Genomic DNA, 2,835 nt, shown 5'->3' with positions numbered 1-2,835 from the left:
TCAAAATTCACGCGAACTTCTCACTGTTTTCATGCCACTTTCCTTCGGTGTCGTTGACTCCGTCCGGACCTTGCTCCAAAGATGTCAGTCCCACCAGGACGGGGATCCCGGGACGGCCGCCGACCTTGATCAGGAACTTCCCGCGTCCGGGAGGTTCGACGTCGAGCCCGCGGGAGTCCCATGCGGGCGGGTCCTGCCAGGAGATGAGCTTCTGCTGTTCCTGCCGCGAGAGCGGGATCGCTGCGGTCAGCAGCGGCATTTCGGAGGCGGGGAGTCCGCCGCAGATGACCATGCCGGAGCGTTCAACGAAGCCGCGGGCCTTCATCCGGTCCTCTTCTGCCGGGAGCGCCAGCAGGTCGGACATGGTGTGGGAAATCATGACCTGCCCGACGCCGACTGAGCGGTTGAGCCGGGTCAGGGCGTCCACCCGGTCCACCATGCCCTTGCCGGCGCGCAGTGCCCGCCAGAGTTCGTCCAGGACGACGAAGTAGTTCCGCCGCGGTTCCAGCCTGGCGTCGGCGAGGGCGTTGGCGACGTTGACGGTGCCGAAGCCGTAGGACCAGCAGGCCAGCAGCACTGCGGCCTGCAGGTCCGTTTCGGTCTCGTCGATGCTGGAGACATCGAAGACCACGGCGCGGTCGCGCATCATGGGGTTGGTGGTGTGCCGGGAGAAGATTTCTCCCAGCTTCCCGCCACCGGTCAGGCCCAGCAGGGTCGCTTCCAAAGCGCGGGTTTCCTGCAGGTAGACGGCCATGTCGCCGCGGTCCAGTGCGACCTGTCGCAGCTCATCGGGTGCGGAGATGATCACGTCCAGGAGGTCTTTCAGGACCGGGACACCGTCGAACCGGTCATCGAGGACCCGCAAGGCCCGGTCCAGGATCGTCTGTTCCTGATCGGTGGGCGGATTGTTCCGGCTGATCGTGATCAGGGAGACAACCATCGTCAGGCGCCGGCCGTGCGCGTCGGCGCGGACCCGGGCGGCGTCCTCATGGTGGCCGCTGCCTTCGAGCATCTGCGCCGCTTCGACGGCCTGGCCGGGATCGAGGATGTTCAGGTACCCGACACCGCGGCCGAGCTTGATGACCTGTCCGCCGAGTGCCTGGACCGCTTTGACGTGCTCGCCCTTGAGGTCCCCCAGGATCAGGGGGTGGACGCCCTGAGCGGAGAGACCGATGAACATCCGGCGCACCACCGTGGACTTTCCCAGCCCCGGCTTGCCCAGGATGAACGCAGACGGATTGGAAATCAGGCGTGCCCGCTGGAACCAGCTGATCGGGTCACAGCAGACCGTGGCCTGAGTTTCTTCATGGCGTCCGAGCGGGACGCCGATCATGGGCGAGGACGCCCCGGAGGAAAACGGCCACAGCCCACAGACCTGGACCGTGGTTCCCCGGTATTCCTTCACGGACGGGACGAGGGCGGCCATACCGCCGCCGCGCCCGATCCAGCCCCGGGCAGCCGGCCCGGCCTGGCGCGATTCCTTCTCAGCCTTCTTCTTCGGCGCGGCCTTGACCGGTGCTGCAGTCTTCCTGGCAGGGCGGGTGAAGAGTTTCATGCGGGCCATTACAGGGCGTCCTTGATTTCGGAGGGCAGCAGGCTGTGCTTGGGCAGGACCAGCCCGAGGGGCAGGGACGCGGCGAACGCGGTGTCCTGGGCGCCGTAGGCCCGGCGCAGCAGCACCCGGGCGGTGCCGGAGGTCTGTTCCACGGCGGCCACGGCATCGGGGAGGCGGTCTTTGTCGGTCACGGTGGCCGTGACGACCATGCCGAAGTTCACCAGCCCGGCGCCCTGGGCTTCTTCCTGGGCGGTCTGCACGGCGGAGCGGGCATCGACCAGGGCGCGGGCGGAGGGCCGGGTCCCGGAGGTGATGCGGACGTTGGCGTTGTTCTGGTCCCGCTCGACTACGGCGGCGGCCCGGGCTGAATCCATCGGGCGGTAGAGCAGTGAGATCCGCTTCCGGTCAATGTCCCCGTGCGGGGCCAGCAGCCGGGACAGGACCGAGGAGTTCACTGACCCGCGCGGGGCACCTGTCATGGTCCATGAGACTGAGAACGCGGCGTCGTGCCGGTAGTCATCCCAGGCCGCCTGCGTCGCGGACGGGCCGACTTCGCCCCAGGTCAGGGACACCGGGGAGCCGGCGGCGTGGGCTTCGTCAATGATCAGGGCGGCGGGCGGATCGTAGGCGATCCGGACGACCTCGCAGAGTTCCTGCGCGGACATCGGACGGGCGATCCCGGCGCCGGTGGACTGCAGTCGGGCCGACAGGCCGGGGATCCGGGACGCGAGGTCACGGGCGACATCTTCGGGTGTTCGCTTCTTCGATCCGGCCCGCAGTGAGGCGTTGAAGGACAGGGACACCCAGGCCCGGACCGTGGCCGAACCTTCCGGATACGTGTCGACGACCTCGTTGAGCACGTTCTTGGCAAAATCCGGGGCGTTCGGGTCGATGTTCATGGTGACCTCGTTGCGGAGCCGGTAGCCGGAGTCCGGTGCTGTCTCGACCGTTACGGCGGCGGCGTCCAGGCCCGCTTCGTCTCCGAGGCCGGCGACGGGCGATCCCGGCGCCGGTGGACTGCAGTCGGGCCGACAGGCCGGGGATCCGGGACGCGAGGTCACGGGCGACATCTTCGGGTGTTCGCTTCTTCGATCCGGCCCGCAGTGAGGCGTTGAAGGACAGGGACACCCAGGCCCGGACCGTGGCCGAACCTTCCGGATACGTGTCGACGACCTCGTTGAGCACGTTCTTGGCAAAATCCGGGGCGTTCGGGTCGATGTTCATGGTGACCTCGTTGCGGAGCCGGTAGCCGGAGTCCGGTGCTGTCTCGACCGTTACGG

General features: G+C 67.7%; 2 protein-coding genes. Both read right to left on the bottom strand.

Going from position 1 to position 2,835, the window contains the following annotated elements; translation table 11 throughout:
* Positions 1-7: 7 nt before the first annotated feature.
* Positions 8-1,564: an ATP/GTP-binding protein gene (locus Y706_RS0104285; protein ID WP_028275594.1), complete on the bottom strand. Its 1,557-nt coding sequence runs from the start codon at positions 1,562-1,564 to the stop codon at positions 8-10.
* Positions 1,564-2,616 carry an SCO6880 family protein gene (locus tag Y706_RS23630; protein WP_253906686.1) on the bottom strand — a complete coding sequence of 351 codons (1,053 nt, stop codon included), beginning with the start codon at positions 2,614-2,616 and terminating at the stop codon, positions 1,564-1,566. The genes Y706_RS0104285 and Y706_RS23630 overlap by 1 nt, the downstream gene beginning before the upstream one ends.
* Positions 2,617-2,835: the final 219 nt, after the last annotated feature.

Origin of the sequence: Arthrobacter sp. I3 (assembly GCF_000520575.1) — a bacterium.
GTDB lineage: Bacteria > Actinomycetota > Actinomycetes > Actinomycetales > Micrococcaceae > Arthrobacter > Arthrobacter humicola_A.
This window is presented reverse-complemented; position numbering and strand designations above follow the sequence as displayed.

Bases quoted from the DNA above. Each gene is read 5' to 3' on its own strand.
- Y706_RS0104285 (WP_028275594.1), bottom strand. From the start codon at position 1,564: ATGGCCCGCATGAAACTCTTCACCCGCCCTGCCAGGAAGACTGCAGCA.